This window comes from Ruegeria sp. BHSC223, from assembly GCF_059613025.1.
This window is the reverse complement of sequence record NZ_JBXWRR010000001.1, coordinates 231,060-249,182: the sequence shown is the minus strand read 5'-3', so window position 1 is coordinate 249,182 and position 18,123 is coordinate 231,060. Positions and strand designations below refer to the sequence as shown.

Here is an 18,123-nt window from a genome sequence, read left to right as displayed (position 1 = left end):
TCATGGCAGAGCCATAACACGGCTTGTTCGCTGATCCAAGCCTTGAAACCGCACGCCGCAGGGGAGCCGTCGCCGGCATGCGTCGAGAAACCGTGACCGCGGTGGCAACCGGGCGCGGGGAACGAGGTCCGCTTGAACCGGGCTGCGGACCTCTTGTGTGACCGGATGCCCGGGCAGGTCGGCGGCGCACTGCGTTGCGCGCCGCCTGCCCGCACTCAGAACCGCAGCGATGCCCGCAGGTTGAAGGTGTTGACGTCGAAATCGCTTCCGGCGCCGCCAAAATCCTTGAACTGGTGGCGCAGAACCTCGCCACTGACCGACAAATAGTCGGTCACCGGCATCGCCAGACCCAAACCATAGACCAAGCCGTTTTCATTGCCGAATGTCGAGGTGGCGCGCGCCGCCCCCAGCACGCCATAGCCCAGCACCGGACCAAAGTCGTAACCGGCCTTGACCTTGAGCCGCCCGATCTCGTCCAGCGTGCCGCCCCCGCCGCCCAGATCGTTGTTGACCCGGTCATATTCCAGTTCACCGCCCATGACGAACCGGTTGCCCAGATCAAAGTTGTAGCCGATATGGCCGCCAAAGGTGGCGGCCTCGCCATCGCGCGCGCCGGGGCCATCGACATCGCCATAACCGACACCCAGCCCCAGATAGGCGCCGCTCCAGTCACCTGCGATTGCCGGGGCGGCGGCCATAGATACCGCGACCAGCGCGGGAACCAAATGCTTCATTGTTCTACTCCTTGCCACGGGACAAGAGAAACCCGGCAAGATATTGTCACCAATATCTTTTTCAGCGCCGCTCTCCTGTCGCCACCAGACAGATGCGCCTTGTCGTTACTTGCTTCAAGCCGCCAGAGCCACGGCCCTGCAGGCTGGGCCGGAACCCGCCACAGGGGGGCTAAAGCGTCGCGGAATCCCGCGCACGAGCGCTGCGACACGCAGGTCGCAAACAGGACAGATCAGGTCGGATCGGGATGGCATTCTGCCACAGGATGAGGAGCGCAAGCATGCAAGAGGAACGCAGCAAGATCTGCCTGGTCAGCCGCACCATCGGTGCCGACCGGGGGCGTGCCGCACGGGGTCGGCCTGGCCACCGCTGACGCGTTTTCTTCCTTTCCATTCCCAAACTCACCAGGATTCTACCTGCATGAACGATCAGACTCGTAGCACTGCCCGTGCGGGCGGGCGTTCGGCCCGTCGCGCCGCCCGCTCTGCCGCGCTTCCCGACCATCTGCGCCCCATCCGCCCCGGTATGAGCGGTGGCGCGCTGAACCTTCTGAGCCAACAGGACATGGAGCGTATCCATGCCGCGGCCCTTGACGCGCTGGAACGTATCGGCCTGGCCGATGCCCCGCAAAGCGGCATCGACTATCTGGTCGGCGCCGGCTGTATCCTGGGCGAGGACAAGCGCATCCGCTTTCCCCGCGCGCTGGTCGAGGACACGCTGGCCCGCGCCAACCGCTCGGTGACGCTCTACAGTCGCGACGGCAAGACCGACCTCGAGCTTGCGGGTACGCGGGTCCATTACGGCACCGCAGGCGCGGCGGTTCACATGGTCGATGTCGATGGCCGCGAATACCGCGATTCGACGGTGCAGGATCTGCACGACGCCTCGCGGATCTGCGAACGGCTCGACAATATTCATTTCGTGCAACGCCCGATGGTCTGTCGCGATATCAGCGACAATTTCGAAATGGATATGAACACGATTTATGCTTGTTGCTCAGGCACGTACAAGCATGTCGGCGTGTCCTTTACCGATCCGTCCTATGTGGCGCCCGCCATCGAAATGCTGCACATGATCGCCGGAGGCGAGGCCAACTGGCGCGAGCGGCCCTTCGTGTCGAACTCCAACTGCTTTGTCGTGCCGCCGATGAAGTTCGCCACCGAATCCTGCCTGGTGATGGAGGAATGCATCAAGCACGGCATGCCGGTGCTGTTGCTGTCGGCGGGCATGGCCGGGGCCACCGCGCCCTCGACCGTGGCGGGCGCCATCGTTCAGGCGGTGGCGGAATGTCTGGCCGGTCTGGTTTACGTGAACGCGGTCAAGCCGGGCGCGCCCGCGATTTTTGGCACCTGGCCCTTTGGCCTGGACCTGCGCACCGGCGCGATGACCGGCGGGTCGGGCGAACAGGCGCTGCTGACAGCGGGCTGCGCCCAGATGCACCGCTTCTACGATCTGCCTGGCGGCGCGGCGGCGGGGATCGCCGACAGCAAACTGCCGGACATGCAGGCCGGGTGGGAGCAGATGTGCTCGAACGTCATGGCGGGTCTGTCGGGGTTGAATATGGTCTACGAGGCGGCGGGCATGCATGCGTCGCTGCTGGGCTTCTGCCATGAAAGCCTGATCCTGTCCGACGACCTGATCGGCCAGGCGCTGCGCTGCGTGCGCGGCATCGAAGTGACCGACGAGACGCTTGCGGTGGATCAGATCGCCGAGGTCTGTCTGGGCGGCAGCGGCCATTATCTGGGCACCGACCAGACGCTGGGCCGGATGCAGGTGGACTATGTCTATCCCACGCTGGGGGACCGGACCTCGCCCAAGGAATGGGTGGAAAAGGACAAGCCCGACCTGATCGCCAAGGCCGTGGCCCGCAAGGAGGCTATTCTGGCAGAGAGGTCAGCGGCGCGTTTCGATCCCGTTACAGATGCGGCGATTCGGGCGAAGTTCAACATTCACTTGGCGCCGTAAGCTATTGAAAGTGAACGGCGGCCCGAAGGCCGCCGTTCCAGATGGCGATCAGCCATCGCTCGCGGGAAGCAAGCCTGCCTGCTGTGCTTCGGCGACTTCCTCGGCATCCAGGACCGCATCGCCATTGGAATCCATCCGCACAAAGGTTTCGGGATCCACCTCGGGATTTGCGGCCTGAACCTCGGTCAGGGTCAAAACGCCGTCGCCATCTGTATCCGCGCTGCTCTGCGCCCATGCGGTTGCAGGCAGGGCCATACCCAAGGCGCCCAGCAGGGCCAGCAGTTTCGGTGTCATTTGAGTCTCTCCTCAAGTGGGTTATGTCTCTGTCATGTCCGGACAGGCACACCCTCCACCCTTCGCGGGGCGTTGTCATCGGCTTGCGTCGAACAGCGCGGATTCGCGCTGACTGGCGCCGGTTGCCGCTGATCCGGTCGGCGAACCGCCGCCCGGCAGCACACGCGCAGGCGAGATCGGCGGATGTCCCCAGAGCGGGTCGCGGCGATCCGGCAAGAGCCTGCCGGATTTCTCCCGAATCGCGGACAAAAAAAAGGGGGCCGAAGCCCCCTATTGAGTCTCGCGTGCCAGGCTCAATCGTTGACCGCCCGGTATTTTCTGCCTGCGGCCTGGACGCGTCGGGGGCGAGCGCACCCGCCCCGTGTTCGAGTGAGAGGGCTGGTCACCCCGCCCCACCCGGGACCCGGCAGCCCCAGCAGCTGGGGCTGTCGGCTGGAACGCCGGGCGCGGATGGGCCGCGCCGCCGGTTCCGGATTTCGTCGGGGCCGGATTTCCGAGGGAAGCCCCCGGCCCCTACGCGCCCCGGAGGGGGCGCGATCTGTCGTCCTGTGGTTACGAGCAGCCGCTCGTCGCACCACAGGTGTTGCACTTCATGCAGGTGCCGTTGCGCACCAGCGTGTAGTTGCCGCATTCGCCGCAGGCCTCGCCTTCGTATCCCTGCATGCGGGCCTTGGTGCGGGCATCCATGCCGGTCGCGGCGACGGCGGCCTGTCCGGTTTCGGGCACCAGCGTCTGCAGCGCCGCGACGGGGTCGCCGGCACTGTCCAGCGCCACCGCGCCAACACTGGCACCACCATTCAGCACCACCAGCTCCTGCGGCAGGCGCTTGCGCAGATAGCCGGTCGAGCTGATCTGTTTCAGCACCTCCAGCGACTTCGATGCGGCGCTGTCGCTGACAGTGGCAACGTTCGACACACCCTCTTCCTCACCCTTGCCGATATCGTCAAAGGTGGCACCTTCGGGCTTCACATGGGCCAGGTCGGTGCGGTCGAGATAGCTGACCGCCAGTTCCCGGAACACATAGTCCAGGATTGAGGTCGCGTTCTTGATCGAGTCGTTGCCCTGCACCATGCCGGCCGGTTCGAACTTGGTAAAGGTGAAGGCATCGACAAACTCCTCCAGCGGCACCCCGTATTGCAGGCCGACAGAGACCGCGATGGCAAAGTTGTTCATCATCGCCCGGAACCCGGCGCCTTCCTTATGCATGTCAATGAAGATCTCGCCCAGCGAACCGTCCTGATACTCACCGGTGCGCAGATAGACCTTGTGACCGCCCACGATCGCCTTCTGGGTATAGCCCTTGCGGCGATGGGGCAGTTTCTCGCGATGGCTGCGGATCACCTCCTTGACCACCACTTTCTCGATCACCTTCTCGGCCAGCACGGCGGCCTTTTCGGCCGGGGTGCCGGTTTCCAGCACCTCGGCGGCCTCGTCGTCATCCTCGATAAGGGCGGCAGCCAGCGGCTGGCTCAGCTTGGAGCCATCCCGATAGAGCGCGTTGGCCTTCACCCCCAGCGACCAGCTGAGTTCATAGGCCTTCTGGCAATCCTCGATGGTGGCGTTGTTGGGCATGTTGATCGTCTTGCTGATCGCCCCCGAGATAAAGCTCTGCGCTGCCGCCATCATGGTGATGTGGCTGTCCACCGACAGGAAACGCTTGCCCTTCTTGCCGCAGGGATTGGCACAGTCGAAGATCGCGTAATGCTCCTCGGACAGATGCGGCGCCCCTTCCAGCGTCATCGTTCCGCAGACATGGTCGTTGGCCGCGTCGATATCCTTCTTGGTAAAGCCCAGATGCCGCAGCAGGTCAAAGGTGGGGTCGTTCAGCTTGGCCGCCGGGATACCCAGAACCCCGGTGCAGAAATCCTCGCCCAGGGTCCACTGGTTGAAGACAAAGCGGATATCAAAGGCGCTTTCCAGCGCGGCGTCGATCTTGCGCAGCTCGTTGGGGCCAAAGCCGTGGCCCGTCAGCGAGGTGTGGTTGATCCCCGGCGCATTGCCGATGGTGCCATGACCCACCGCATAAGACACGATCTCTTCGATCTGGGCGCTGGAATAACCCAGGTTCTCCAGCGCGGCGGGGACCGAGCGGTTGATGATCTTGAAATAACCGCCGCCCGCCAGCTTCTTGAACTTGACCAGTGCAAAATCGGGTTCGATCCCGGTGGTGTCGCAATCCATCACCAGGCCGATGGTGCCGGTGGGCGCGATCACGCTGGTCTGCGCGTTGCGATAGCCGTTCTTCTCGCCCAGGCTCAGCGCCTCGTCCCACGAGGCCATCGCCAGTTCGACCAGACGCGGGTCGGGGCAGTTGGAATGATCCAGCGGCACCGGCTTGACGCTCAGCTTTTCATAGCCATTGGCCTTGCCCTGGGCAGCGGTGCGGTGGTTGCGCATCACCCGCAGCATATGGGCGGCGTTGCGCTCATACCCGGCAAAGGGCCCCAGCTCTCCGGCAATCTCGGCCGAGGTGGCATAGGCGACACCGGTCATGATCGCGGTCAGCGCACCGCAGAGCGCGCGGCCCTCGTCGCTGTCATAGCCGTAGCCCATGTTCATCAGCAGGCCGCCAATATTGGCATAGCCCAGACCCAGCGTGCGGAAATCATAGCTGAGCTGCGCGATCTCCTTGGAGGGGAACTGCGCCATCATCACGCTGATTTCCAGCGTCAGGGTCCACAGGCGGGTGGCGTGGATGTAATCCTCGGCCTGGAACTCGCCATCCTTGAGGAAGGTCAGCAGGTTCATCGACGCCAGGTTACACGCGGTATCGTCGAGGAACATGTATTCCGAACAGGGGTTCGAGCCACGGATCGGGCCGTCTGCCGGGCAGGTATGCCACTCGTTCACCGTGTCGTGGAACTGGATGCCCGGATCGGCGCAGGCCCAGGCCGCATGGCCCACCTTCTCCCATAGCTCGCGCGCCTTGACGGTCTTTGCGACCTTTCCGTTGACGCGGTTGATCAGCTCCCAATCGGCATCCTTTTCCACCGCCTTGAGGAACGCATTGGTGACCCGGATCGAGTTGTTCGAGTTCTGGCCCGAAACCGAGTTATAGGCCTCGCTGTCCCAATCGGTGTCATAGGTGGGGAACTCGATGCTGGTATGGCCCTGCTTGGCGTAATCCAGCACCCGCTTGATATAGGTTTCCGGGATCGCGACCTTTTTGGCCTCGCGGATCGCGGCCTTGAGCCCCTCGTTCACCGCCGGGTCATAGGCATCCACCTCGGCGCCGTCCCAGGCACGGATCGCGGCAAAGATGCCGTTCAGCATCTTTTCATGCATCTTCGAGCCGGCGACGATGCTGGCGACCTTCTGCTCTTCGAGCACCTTCCACTGGATGAACTGCTCGATATCGGGGTGATCGGCATCGACGATCACCATCTTAGCTGCCCGACGGGTTGTCCCGCCCGATTTGATGGCGCCCGCGGCGCGGTCGCCGATCTTGAGAAAGCCCATAAGGCCCGAGGATTTGCCACCGCCCGACAGGCTCTCGCCCTCGGCGCGCAGATGGCTGAAATTGGTGCCGGTGCCGGACCCGTATTTGAACAGGCGCGCCTCGCGCACCCACAGATCCATGATGCCGCCCTCGTTCACCAGGTCGTCGCTGACCGACTGGATGAAACAGGCATGCGGTTGCGGATGTTCATAGGCGCTGTCCGACTTGGTCAGCTTGCCGGTCTTGTAGTCGACATAGTGATGGCCCTGCGCCGGACCGTCGATGCCATAGGCCCAGTGCAGGCCGGTGTTGAACCATTGCGGGCTGTTGGGCGCGGCGCGCTGGGTGGCCAGCATATAGCGCATCTCGTCGAAATAGGCGCGCGCATCCTCTTCGGTGGTGAAATAGCCACCTTTCCAGCCCCAATAGGCCCAGGCGCCCGCCAGCCGGTCAAACACCTGCTTGGACGAGATCTCAACGCCCATTTCGGCGTCGCTATCGGGAACCGAACGCCACAGGAATTCCGGCACGCCCTTTTCGCGCACCTTCTTGAGACGGCTGGGCACGCCCGCCTTGCGGAAATATTTCTGTGCGATCACGTCGCTGGCGACCTGGCTCCAGCTGGTGGGAACCTCGATATCGTCGAGGCGGAACACGATGGTGCCATCCGGATTGCGAATCTCGGAGGTCGCGGATCGGAACTCCAGATCCGCATAAGCATCCTGTCCCGCCGTCGTGAACTTTCTTTCGATCTTCATGTCCCCAGCCCCTGGTCGTTTCTTGATTTCACAGCCTGCGTGGTGGCACGCCTGCGCGCTCTCCGATGTCTACCGATTGCACTTTCGTGCAGCAGAACGAATTCTAACAGCAGCGCGAAGCAAGGCCTCGCGCTCAACAATTCTTGATCTTTGGTTTCTCCTTCCCGACCTGCCCGCTCAATTCGCGCAGCCACCAGATTTTGTGGCTAACCGGTCGGCTCATACAATCTGGCGTATCCAGGCATAGTAGGTCAACGTGATTTTTACCCCTCTCCGCGAATCTTTTTTGTTGACCCGCGTGCCTTTTGGCGTGATCGCGATTCCTCCACAAAGCCATCCCCAGCGCCTGCCGTAGCCGATGCCAGAGGGGCAAAAATTTTTTCCTTATGTCTCGGGCGCTTTTGGGATCGAACCAATGCTGCCGTGCAGAAAACACAGCATCTAACAAGTCGCGGCCGATTGCCCGGGCAACGCCTGCAATCAAGCCAAATCACGGACCGCCCCCCAATGACGACCCATTGCAGTCGCTTGAACGCCGGCTTTTCGGGGATCTGTTGCAACGAAAACTGTGGCCGGAGGCACACTAGATGTAGCGGTCAGACCGTCATCTTGACCGAATCCCTGCATATTGCAGGTGCCGGGAATCGCGCTCTCCAAACCTAAGCTACAACGCGCAAACAGAACAACACGAGGAAGACGAGAAGAAAGTGGTCGGGGCGGCGAGATTCGAACTCACGACCCCCTGTACCCAAAACAGGTGCGCTACCAGACTGCGCCACGCCCCGGACCGTGCGCCTTCCTATCCGCCGAAATCCGATTTGAAAAGGCCTAACAGGGCCAGGCGGCCGGTCCGTCCGAAAAAACCTGATGCTGCAGCAGAGTGCCCGGTACAATCCCGTAACGCTCAGCCAGCCCGCCATTGATCTCGAGCACCGCAAACACCGCATCGCCGCCCAGGATCGCTGTTTCGTCATGCGGGATCGCGTTGGGATGAACGTGGGTTACGATGCCAGCCTGATCGACAAAGATCAAATCAAGTGGGATCAGCGTGTTCTTCATCCAGAATGCAACTCGCTGTGGACGTTCGAAGACGAACAGCATACCCGCACCGCGCGGCAGGCTTTCGCGGAACATCAGCCCTTGTGACCGCTCCGCTGGCGTTTGCGCCAGTTCGATTGTGAAGCGCAGCTCGGCCCCTTCGCTGCGCAGGCGCAACTCGCCATCCCGGCAGTTCTCCGCCCAAAGCGTGGTGGCGCCAGCCAGCCAGACCAGCAGACCAAGCTTCGCGCGGATCACGACAGCGCCTTCATGTATTCAGCGCCGCTTCCCAAGCCAACACCTCGGCGGCCATGCGTCCGCGCTTACCGTCGACTACCCGCATCGCAAGCGCCTCGCCCGGTTGCAAGTCCGAGAGGCCCGATTGGCGCAGTACCTCGATGTGCAGGAAAACATCCTCGTTTCGACCGAAGACATTGGCAAAGCCAAAACCCTTGCCCTTGTCGAACCATTTGACCCGGGCCGGTTCCAGCGGCGCGGCCCGGATCGCATCCGGGTCCATCTCGGCAAAATCCGACAACAGCACCGTCTCGGGCCGTTCGGGCGGCACGATGCTGACAACCTCGACCGCCTGCACACCGCGATCGGTACGATGGGTTACAATCTCGATTGCAGAGCCATCGGCAACCGAACTCTGGCCGAAATTCCTAAGTACATTGACATGCAGCAAGATATCCGGGCCGCCTTCGTCGGAGACCACGAAACCATATCCCTTGGTCGGATCAAACCATTTGACTCGTCCATGGACTTTGTATGCACTGCTCAGTTCTTCGGACACTTGCTATCCATCGTGATTTGACGTTGCTGTAAGCCCCTTGGTTTGCCGGATTTTACACCGGAAACACAAGGAAAAAAAGTTCTTCTATTTCTGACACTTGCATTTCACGTTCCGCGAATGTCAGGGGTTGAGACGCTGGATATTCCAGCTTTCCCCTGGGTTCGCCCGACGCCAGACAAAGCGGTCGTGCAGTCGGAATGCGCCATCCGCCCAGAATTCGATCTCGACAGGTGTCAGGCGAAACCCGCCCCAGAACGGCGGGCGCGGCGGGTTCGGTCCCTTGGCCGCGGTGATCTTGGCAACCTCGGCCATCAGCGCGGCGCGGCTCGACAGCGGCCGTGACTGGCGTGAGGCCCAGGCACCCAGCCTGCTCTTGATCGAGCGCGAGGCATAATAGGCATCGGCCTGCGGCCCCGCTTCGCGGGTGATCGTGCCGCGCACCCGGATCTGGCGGCGCAGCGATTTCCAATGCATCACAAAGGCGGCCTTACCAGCGTGCTCCAGCTCGATCGCCTTGGCGCTTTCGTAATTGGTGTAGAAAACGAAGGCCGCCGGTTCGATCTCTTTCAGCAGCACCATCCGAACATTCGGCAGCCCCGAGGCATCCACCGTCGCCAGCGCGATTGCGTTCGGATCATTGGGTTCCGTCCGCTCTGCCTCGGCCAACCAGTCCCGCGCAATAGCAAACGGGTCATCACCGGCGAAGATGCCAGTCCTGTCACTCATGTCCATCCCCTTGAACAACTGCGGCAGAGCCTAGGCCCTCTTCCCGACACGGGCAAGAGCGCGCGCCCTTGAAGGGACATGTTCTATAGCATAAACCACAAGCTCATGACGCGACGACAGGCGGAGAACCGAACATGTCAAATCAGTTGATGGCCGGAAAACGCGGCCTCATCATGGGACTGGCCAATGACAAATCCATCGCCTGGGGCATTGCCCGAGCGCTTGCGGATGCGGGCGCAGAGCTGGCCTTTTCCTATCAGGGCGATGCGCTGAAGAAGCGGGTCGACCCGCTGGCCGCGCAACTGGGCAGCGAGATCGTGCTGCCTTGTGACGTGGGCGACGAGGACTCGATCGACGCGCTGTTCGACGCGCTCGAACAGAAATGGGGCAAGCTCGACTTTGTCGTGCACGCCATCGGCTTTTCCGACAAGAACGAGCTGCGCGGTCGCTACGTCGACACCAGCCGGGCGAATTTCAAGCTGACCATGGATATCTCGGTGTTTTCCTTCACCGCGGTGATGAAGCGGGCCGAAAAGCTGATGACCGAGGGCGGCAGCGCCATCACCCTCACCTATTACGGCGCCGAACAGGTGATGCCGCACTATAATGTGATGGGTGTGGCCAAGGCGGCGCTCGAGGCGTCGGTCAAGTACCTGGCAGAGGATCTGGGCAAGGACGGTATCCGCGTCAACTCGGTCAGCGCCGGGCCGATCAAGACGCTGGCCGCCAGCGGCATCGGCGATTTCCGCTATATCATGAAGTGGAACGAGTATAACTCGCCGCTGCGCCGCAATGTCACGATCGACGATGTGGGCAAGTCGGCGCTCTACCTGCTCTCGGATCTCAGCTCGGGCGTCACGGGCGAGAACCTGCATGTGGACAGCGGCTATCACATTGTCGGGATGAAGGCGGTCGACGCCCCCGACATCGACAAGGGATAACGGGGGGTAAGTCGGCATGAGCACCAAGGATCCGCATCGCCTGCCCCATGAAAAGGGCTTTCACATCAGCTGGGACCAGATCCATCGCGACAGCCGGGCGCTGGCCTGGCGGCTGGATGGCCAGGGCCCCGACGAGGGCGCCTGGCGCGCCGTGGTGGCGATCACCCGCGGCGGCATGGCCCCGGCGATGATCGTCAGCCGCGAGCTGGATATTCGTACCGTCGACACGATCAGCGTGAAATCCTATCACCATCAGGCCCAGGGACAGGCACAGGTGCTGAAGGCGCCGGATGAAGCCCTGATGGGCGACGGAACCGGTATTCTGGTCATCGACGACCTGGTCGACAGCGGCAAGACGCTGGAACTGGTGCGCGAAATGTATCCCAACGCCCATTTCGCCACGGTCTATGCCAAACCCAAGGGCCGGCCGATGGTCGATACCTTCATCACCGAGGTCAGCCAGGACACCTGGATCTTCTTCCCCTGGGACATGGCGCTGCAATATGTCGAACCCTATCGGGGCACCGACTGATCCAACTGCCAGCGCGCCCGAAAGAGCGCGCTTTCTGCACCAAGACCCCACCTCCTGAACAGAGTATCCAAGATGGCCCCGACCCGTACCGCCACCACATTCGCGCCGCCGGTGATGGAGGCGCGACGCTGGCTGGAGGGCGTCAGCTTTTCGCCCGAGCGGCCGCTGATCAATGTCAGCCAGGCCGCGCCCGTCGACCCACCGCCGCAGGCGCTGCGTCAGGCGATGGCCGATTTCGCGCTGACCGAGGACAGCGCGCATCTCTATGGTCCGGTGCTGGGCAACGCCGATCTGCGCGCCGAACTGGCCGCCCAGATCAGCCGCCACTATGGCGGCGCGGTCAGGCCGGAACAGGTGGCGATCACCTCGGGCTGCAATCAGGCCTTTGCCGCCACCATCTCGGCCATAACCGGCGAAGGGGATGAGGTCATCCTGCCAACGCCATGGTATTTCAACCATAAAATGTGGCTCGACATGGAAGGGGTCACGGCAGTGCCGCTGACCACCGGTCCCGATCTGCTGCCCGATGTCGAGGCCGCGCGCGCCCTGATCACGCCGCGCACCCGCGCCATCGCGCTGGTTACGCCGAACAATCCGGGCGGCGTGGAATACCCCGCCGAGCTGGTCGGCGCCTTTTACGATCTGGCCGCCGAACACGGGCTGCGCCTGCTGCTGGACGAGACCTATCGCGATTTCGACAGCCGCAGCGGTGCCCCGCATGATCTGTTCACCCGGCCCGACTGGGACAAGACGCTGGTGCATCTCTATTCGTTTTCCAAGGCCTACCGGCTGACCGGACACCGGATCGGCGCGCTGGCCAGCGATACCGGACTTCTGGCCGAGATCGAGAAGTTCCTCGACACCGTCGCCATCTGCCCGGGCCAGATCGGCCAGCATGCCGCGCTGTGGGGCATGCGCAATCTGGGCCAGTGGGTGGCCGGTGAACGGGACGAGATCCTCGACCGCCGCGCCGCCATTGCCGAGGGCATGCCCGCGCTCGCGGCCGAGGGCTGGAAACTGCTGGGGCTGGGCGCCTATTTCGCCTATCTCGAACATCCCTTCGATATCCCCTCGGACGAGTTGGCCCGACGGCTGGTGCGGGATGCCGGGGTGCTGGTGCTGCCCGGCACCATGTTCATGCCCGAGGGCGACCCCGCCGGGGCCTGCCAGCTGCGGGTGGCCTTTGCCAATCTCGACCGCGCCGGGATCGGCCAGCTGTTCGACAGGCTCAAAGGGCTCCGCTTCTGACCTTGCCCAGCCCGGACGCCCGGCGTAGACAGGGCGGCAAACGAACGGGCAAGGCGAAACCGCCGCATTCCAGCCGCAACAAGGGGGCGACATGGCCGCAGGTGTCAAAAGCTTATCAAAGACCTTTGTCTGGATCCTGATGGGTCTGCTGATGGCGGGGCTTGCCGGCTTCGGCGCCGTCAACCTCACCGGAACGGTACGCACCGTGGCGCAGGTGGGCGAGCAGACGGTCAGCGTCGATGCCTATGCCCGCGAACTGCAACGCGAGATCCGCGCCATCGAGGCGCAGACCGGTCAACCCCTGCAAATGAGCCAGGTGCGCGATCTGGGTATCGACCAGGCCGTGCTGGCACGCCTTGTGGCGATTGCCGCGCTCGACAACGAGGTGGCCGGACTGGGTATCTCGATCGGCGACGAGAACCTGAGCCGCGAGATCGTGCAGATCCCCGCCTTTCAGGGTGTCGACGGCAAGTTCGACCCCGAGGGTTATCGCTATGCGCTGGACAATGCCGGGCTGAGCGAGGCCGAATTCGAGGCCGATCTGCGCCGCGAATCGGCGCGTACCCTGGTGCAGGGCGCGATCATGGAAGGGCTGGTCATGCCCGATACCTATGCCGACACGCTGGCGCAGTTCGTGGGCGCACGCCGCAGCTTTACCATGGCCACGGTCGATACCAGTGCACTGGATGCCCCGGTTGCCACCCCCGATGCGGCCGAGGTCGAGGCCTATTACGCCGAAAATCAGGACCAGTTCATGCTGCCGCGCAGCAAGCGGCTGACCTATGCGCTGCTGACACCCGAAATGCTGCTCGACCGGGTCGAGCTGGACGAGGGCGCGGTGCGCCGTCTCTTCGAGGAACGCGAAAGCAACTATCAGCAGCCCGAGCGCCGCCTGGTCGAACGTCTGGTCTTTGCCGATCAGGCCAGCGCCGAAAGCGCCATGGCCCAGGTCGAAGTTGGCGGCGCCACCTTCGAACAGTTGGTCGAGGGGCGCGGTCTCTCGCTGACCGACGTCGACATGGGAGACCTGACCGCGCAGGATCTGGGCGCTGCCGCCGAGGCGGTATTCGCCGCCGAGGTCGGTGATGTGGTCGGCCCCCTGCCCTCGGATCTGGGCCCCGCGCTGTTCCGGGTGAACGGCACGCTCGATGCCCGCATCACCGCCTTTGAAAGCGTCGAGGCCGAACTGCGCGACGAGCTTGCCGGCGAACGCGCCCGCCGCCTGATCGAGGCACAGGCCGAATCCCTCAACGACATGCTGGCCGGTGGCGCCACGCTGGAAGAGCTGGCGCAGGACACCGACATGGACCTGGGTCAGATCGACTGGACCGAGGACAGCTCGGACGGGGTCGCCGCCTATGCCGGGTTCCGCGAGGCCGCGACCGAGGTGGCCGAGGGCGATTTCCCCGAAATCGGCTTTCTCGAAGACGGCGCCGTCTTTGCCCTGCGCCTGGACGAAGAGCTGGAGCCACGCCCCGAACCGCTCGACAGCGCCCGCGAGCGCGTGGTCGCCGCCTGGACCGCCGACGCCACCCGCCGCGCGCTTCAGGACAAGGCCGCCAGCGTGGTGACAAGCCTCGCCACCGATGGCGATTTCACCGCCACCGGCCTGTCGCATCGGGTGGAAAACGGGTTGACCCGCACCGCCTTCATCGACGGCACGCCGTTTGACTTCATGGAGCAGGTCTTTGCCATGAGGCCCGGCGACCTCAAGGTGATCGCGGGCGACGAGGCCGCGTTCATCGTGCGGCTGGAAGAGGAACTGCCGCCCGCCGATACCGACGAGCTGACCCAGATGAAGCGGGCGCTGAATGCACAGATGAGCCAGGCCTTGGCACAGAACCTGTTCGACATCTATGTCCGCGACGCCCAGACACGGGCACAGCCGACCTTGGACCAGCGCGCGCTGAACGCAGTGCAGGCCAGCTTTCAGTAAGGGGTCCCCATGGCGCTGACACCCGATTTCGAAACCTTCGCCCGCGCCTATGAGGCGGGCGAGAACCAGGTCGTCCACACCCGCCTGGCCGCCGACCTCGACACGCCGGTGTCGCTGATGCTCAAGCTGACGGGCGCGCAGAAAGACGCCTTCATGCTCGAATCGGTGACCGGGGGTGAGGTGCGCGGGCGCTATTCGATCATCGGGATGAAGCCGGACCTGATCTGGCGCTGTCATGGCGAACAATCTGCGCTGAACCGGCAGGCGCGGTTCGATCCCGACGGGTTCCGGCCGCAAGAGGGCAATCCGCTCGACAACCTGCGCGCGCTTCTGGCCGAAAGCCGCATCGCGCTGCCCGAGGATCTGCCGCAGGCCTCGGCCGGGCTGTTCGGTTATCTCGGCTATGACATGGTGCGGCTGGTCGAACATCTGCCCGATGTGAACCCCGATCCGCTGGGCCTGCCCGATGCTGTGATGATGCGCCCCTCGGTCGTGGCGGTGCTCGACGGGGTCAAGGGCGAGGTCACCGTGGTCTCGCCCGCCTGGGTCAGCGACGGCCAATCGGCGCGCGCCGCCTATGCCCAGGCGGCTGAGCGGGTGATGGATGCGGTGCGCGATCTGGAACGCGCCATGCCCGCCGAGACCCGCGATCTGGGCGAGGCGCATGAGGTCGCGCCGCCGGTGTCGAACTTCACCCGCGAGGGCTATAAGGCGGCGGTCGAAAAGGCCAAGGATTACATCCGCGCGGGCGACATCTTTCAGGTGGTCCCGGCACAGCGCTGGACGCAGGAATTTCCGCTGCCGCCCTTTGCGCTCTACCGCTCGCTGCGGCGCACCAACCCGTCGCCCTTCATGTTCTATTTCAACTTCGGCGGCTTTCAGGTGGTCGGCGCCAGCCCCGAGATCCTGGTGCGCGTCTTTGGGCAAGAGGTGACGATCCGCCCCATCGCGGGCACCCGCCCGCGCGGCGCCACCCCGGAAGAGGACCGCGCCAACGAGGCCGATCTGCTCGCCGATAAGAAGGAACTTGCCGAACATCTGATGCTGCTCGATCTCGGCCGCAACGATGCGGGCCGGGTCAGCAAGATCGGCACCGTGCGCCCGACCGAGAAATTCATCATCGAGCGCTATTCTCACGTGATGCATATCGTGTCGAACGTGGTCGGAGAGCTGGATCCGGACAAGGACGCGCTGGATGCCTTCTTTGCCGGCATGCCCGCCGGTACGGTCAGCGGGGCCCCCAAGGTGCGCGCGATGGAGATCATCGACGAGCTGGAGCCGGAAAAACGCGGCATCTATGGCGGCGGTGTCGGCTATTTCAGCGCCGGGGGCGACATGGACATGTGCATCGCCCTGCGCACCGCCATCGTCAAGGACCGCAAGCTCTATATCCAGGCCGGCGGCGGCGTGGTCTATGACAGCGACCCCGAGGCCGAGTTCATGGAGACGGTGCACAAATCCAACGCCATCCGCCGCGCGGCGGCGGATGCGGCCCGGTTCACCGGTTCGCGCAACAGCTGATGCACCTGCTCGATCCGCGCAGCCTGCCCCCGGTTCCCTGGAAGAACGGCGGCGGCGTGACGCGCGAGATCGCCGGAGAGCCCGGGCACTGGCGGCTCAGCCTGGCCGAGGTGAGCGCCGAGGGTCCGTTTTCCCTGTTTCCCGGACAGATGCGTATTCTGACCGTGGTCGACGGCAGCGGAATGGAACTGCACACCGACGGGCGCGTTTTGCGGGCCCAACTTGGCGCCCCCCTGCCTTTCTCGGGCGACCTCCCGGTCACCGGACGATTGCCTGACGGTCCCGTGCGCAACCTGAACCTGATCTTCGATCCCCGCCGGGTAACCGGCTCGGTCAGCGTTCATGCCGGGGCACACACCCTTGCCGCCACCCCAGAAGAAGTCGCGCTCTATCTCCTCAGCGGCACGGCAAGCTGTCAAACCACCGCCATAGCCGCGGGCCAGGTCCTGCTCGCCCGAGGGACGCCCCTCAAGCTCGGCCAAGACGCCCTGGCGCTTGGCGTTGCGATCTCACGCCAAACCTGATCCTTCATTCCGCCGCAAATACTCCCGCCGGAGGCGCACAAGAAAAAGAGCGCGCCACAGGCGCTCCTTTTGGCAACACCCCCCGGCCTCAGCCCGGATCGCGTGTCAGCACTGCCGAGACCGGCGCCAGCGCCACCCGGCTGGCGCGATCCTGCAACCCCCACAGCAGCAGCGCCGAAATCGTGTCGGGCCGCAGTCGGCCCAGCATCACCACCGCGCCCTCCTGCCCGGCGCGGAATGCCGCCTGGTCAAGGAAGCGGCGCATCACCGTGGGGCTTTGTCCGGCCCCGTCGAAATCGCGGAACACCACGGCCGAGGGCACACCGTCGCGCGCGGCCAGTTTCTGCACCGTGTTCAGCCCGTTATCCTGGGTCAGCAGCCCGCGCCCGCTGCCACCGACAATGGCGGTGACCTGATCGGACAGCGCCCGGTTGCCCTGGATGCCGGTGCCGGTGCCCTCGAGGATGCCCACCGTTTCGGGCAGCGCCTTCAGCCAGACCGCCATCGAGACCTCGGCATCCTGCGCGCTGGCGGCGGCGGGCAGATCGGCGATCACCATCACCTCGACCCCGGCGGCGCGGTGGCGGGCCATTTTCTCGGCGGCCTGCGGGTCCGCCGGATCCAGCGCAAAGGTCAACGGATAGGGAAAATCGCGCAGCGCCTCGCTGCCCAGCCCCTCGGCATCGTCGATCAGGACAATCGACATCAGCGGCTTGTCCTCGGGGTTCTCGAATGCCGCCGCATAGGCCTCGATCGGGCGCGGGCCGTCCTCGGCCGCGGCATCGGTGCCACTATCGCGTTCGGTCAGCGGCACCACAGGGGTGCCGACGCGTGGTGTCGCGCCCTCTTCGGCCCCACCGATCTGCGGCAGGGCGGCGATGCGCGGCTTCTCGTCTTCCTGCGGCACTGCGGGCGCCGCCGTTGCGGTATCCGGCGCTGGTGCACTGTCGGTCGTGGGCGCCTCGGTCACGCTTCCCCCTTCCTGGGACACCTGCGGATCGGTCGCGACGACGGGTTGCTCTGGTGCGGCCTCCGGCAGGCTGGGCGCGGTCACCTCGGCGGTCACACCGGTTGCGGGCACGTTGGGTTGCGCGGGTGCTTCGGTATTCACCTCGGGTTCGCTGCGATCCTGCGGAGCGGCGGGGCTCGCCAGTTGCGGCTGGGTCACACCGGCACCCGTCCCCGGCACCTGCACGGCGGCGGTTTCGCTGCCCTCGGGCCGGTCGATGGCATCGGTCGCGCCGCCCACCTGCGGTTTGTCGGCGGGCTGGCGGTCGGCCTCGTCCAGAGCGCCAAGCGTTTCGGCGCCGGGCGCCGCCTCGGGCTGGCGCGGCGCCAGTTCCACCAGATCGGCGTCACGACCGGGGGCCGCGATTCCCCTGTCCTCGGCAGGTTCCGCCGCCGGTTCCGCCGCCGCGGGTGTTGCCGCCACCTCGGGACGCTGCGGCAAAGGTGTCGTCAGCGACAGCCAGGCCGCCGCCGCCAAGACCAGCACCGCCCCGGCCAATAGTCCTCCGATGAATCCGCCCATATCCTCACGCCTCTTGTTGGTCCTGCTTCGACTTTTTGCCCGTTCGCCCCGTCTGCCCTTGACGCTGCCGCACAAGACTGAACATGTAGGGGCGCGATTACTATACCTTGGCTGGCCCCCGTGCCACCAGCCCCTAATACCC

Annotated in this window: 14 protein-coding genes and 1 tRNA gene; 7 read left to right on the top strand and 8 right to left on the bottom strand. The window is 64.4% G+C overall.

All coding sequences use genetic code 11. The features are described 5' to 3' along the window. Positions 1-215 precede the first annotated feature (215 nt). Positions 216-734 (bottom strand): outer membrane beta-barrel protein, encoded by a 519-nt coding sequence (locus tag AC2FNY_RS01215; protein ID WP_234170026.1) that lies wholly within the window; start codon positions 732-734, stop codon positions 216-218. 418 nt (positions 735-1,152) lie between these two features. Between AC2FNY_RS01215 and AC2FNY_RS01210 the strand changes: the two genes are divergently transcribed. Beyond that, complete coding sequence (locus AC2FNY_RS01210; RefSeq protein ID WP_234136799.1) at positions 1,153-2,697, top strand: trimethylamine methyltransferase family protein; 1,545 nt, start codon at positions 1,153-1,155, stop codon at positions 2,695-2,697. Between the two features lie 48 nt (positions 2,698-2,745). Here the strand turns inward: AC2FNY_RS01210 and AC2FNY_RS01205 are convergent, their stop codons facing one another. The 6 genes from AC2FNY_RS01205 to pdxH all read right to left on the bottom strand — a co-directional run bounded on the left by AC2FNY_RS01205 (position 2,746) and on the right by pdxH (position 9,748). Further along, entirely contained in the window at positions 2,746-2,991 is a 246-nt protein-coding gene (locus tag AC2FNY_RS01205; RefSeq protein ID WP_234162588.1) for an EF-hand domain-containing protein, read from the bottom strand. A 552-nt stretch (positions 2,992-3,543) separates the two neighbouring features. Then, positions 3,544-7,188, bottom strand: coding sequence for a vitamin B12-dependent ribonucleotide reductase (locus AC2FNY_RS01200; RefSeq protein WP_496801381.1), 3,645 nt, complete (start codon positions 7,186-7,188; stop codon positions 3,544-3,546). Between the two features lie 708 nt (positions 7,189-7,896). Beyond that, positions 7,897-7,973: transfer RNA gene (locus tag AC2FNY_RS01195), tRNA-Pro, on the bottom strand. Between the two features lie 43 nt (positions 7,974-8,016). Continuing rightward, entirely contained in the window at positions 8,017-8,484 is a 468-nt protein-coding gene (locus tag AC2FNY_RS01190) for a DUF192 domain-containing protein (RefSeq protein WP_234136802.1), read from the bottom strand. A gap of 10 nt (positions 8,485-8,494) precedes the next feature. After that, positions 8,495-9,022 carry a cold-shock protein gene (locus tag AC2FNY_RS01185; protein ID WP_496801380.1) on the bottom strand — a complete coding sequence of 176 codons (528 nt, stop codon included), beginning with the start codon at positions 9,020-9,022 and terminating at the stop codon, positions 8,495-8,497. 120 nt (positions 9,023-9,142) lie between these two features. Beyond that, the gene (gene pdxH / locus AC2FNY_RS01180; RefSeq protein WP_496801379.1) at positions 9,143-9,748 is read right to left on the bottom strand and encodes a pyridoxamine 5'-phosphate oxidase; all 606 of its coding nucleotides are present in this window, start codon (positions 9,746-9,748) and stop codon (positions 9,143-9,145) included. A gap of 134 nt (positions 9,749-9,882) precedes the next feature. Here pdxH and fabI point away from each other — a divergent pair, with 134 nt between their 5' ends. From fabI to AC2FNY_RS01150, 6 genes are all read left to right on the top strand, one after another. Further along, entirely contained in the window at positions 9,883-10,689 is an 807-nt protein-coding gene (gene fabI / locus AC2FNY_RS01175) for an enoyl-ACP reductase FabI (RefSeq protein WP_234136805.1), read from the top strand. Between the two features lie 16 nt (positions 10,690-10,705). Continuing rightward, positions 10,706-11,221, top strand: coding sequence for a xanthine phosphoribosyltransferase (gpt, locus tag AC2FNY_RS01170; RefSeq protein WP_234136806.1), 516 nt, complete (start codon positions 10,706-10,708; stop codon positions 11,219-11,221). A gap of 72 nt (positions 11,222-11,293) precedes the next feature. Continuing rightward, the gene (locus AC2FNY_RS01165) at positions 11,294-12,469 is read left to right on the top strand and encodes an aminotransferase (protein ID WP_496801378.1); all 1,176 of its coding nucleotides are present in this window, start codon (positions 11,294-11,296) and stop codon (positions 12,467-12,469) included. Between the two features lie 91 nt (positions 12,470-12,560). Continuing rightward, positions 12,561-14,405 (top strand): peptidylprolyl isomerase, encoded by a 1,845-nt coding sequence (locus AC2FNY_RS01160; protein WP_496801377.1) that lies wholly within the window; start codon positions 12,561-12,563, stop codon positions 14,403-14,405. 9 nt (positions 14,406-14,414) lie between these two features. Next, a complete protein-coding gene (trpE, locus tag AC2FNY_RS01155) occupies positions 14,415-15,926 on the top strand; it encodes an anthranilate synthase component I (protein ID WP_496801376.1) in 1,512 nt (503 codons plus the stop codon). Then, positions 15,926-16,450, top strand: a complete 525-nt coding sequence (locus tag AC2FNY_RS01150; protein WP_496801375.1) for a HutD/Ves family protein — start codon at positions 15,926-15,928, stop codon at positions 16,448-16,450. The genes trpE and AC2FNY_RS01150 overlap by 1 nt, the downstream gene beginning before the upstream one ends. Before the next feature lie 88 nt (positions 16,451-16,538). On the opposite strand, the gene AC2FNY_RS01145 is transcribed toward AC2FNY_RS01150, so the two are convergent. Beyond that, positions 16,539-17,981 (bottom strand): divergent polysaccharide deacetylase family protein, encoded by a 1,443-nt coding sequence (locus AC2FNY_RS01145; protein WP_496801374.1) that lies wholly within the window; start codon positions 17,979-17,981, stop codon positions 16,539-16,541. Positions 17,982-18,123: the final 142 nt, after the last annotated feature.